This is a genomic window from Methylobacterium sp. A54F (assembly GCF_053346035.1).
Genome location: NZ_JBKFBF010000204.1, coordinates 1 through 286, shown reverse-complemented (window position 1 = coordinate 286; position 286 = coordinate 1). Strand labels below are relative to the sequence as shown.

Annotated in this window: 1 protein-coding gene; it reads right to left on the bottom strand. The window is 61.5% G+C overall.

Annotated elements, in window-relative coordinates; all coding sequences use genetic code 11:
* Nucleotides 1–223: recombinase family protein (locus ACLBXP_RS25975; protein ID WP_447670666.1), on the bottom strand; the 223-nt coding region annotated here is incomplete at its 3' end.
* Between the last annotated feature and the right edge of the window lie 63 nt (nt 224–286).

Sequence of the window (286 nt, the reverse complement as noted above, 5' to 3'; positions counted from 1 at the left end):
TCAACGTGGCGCCCATAGCCCGGCATTGAGCCAGTGCCCTGTTCAGTGCCGGTCGAGTGCTGGAGCGACCACTCTCCGTCTCGGCGACCTCAGGGGCCAGCCTGAACTCAGACCCGGCCAAGAAGGTGCGGATCGTCTCACGCTGAGCATCAAGACCCAGTCCCGAAGCACCTTGCGAGAGCGTCGAGACCCGCAGGTACGGGACGTAGGTGCCACTCGCCATCACCAGCCTGCTGCCTCGGATCAGGAACTGCTACGTTCGTTGCAATAAATGATACACTCTGGT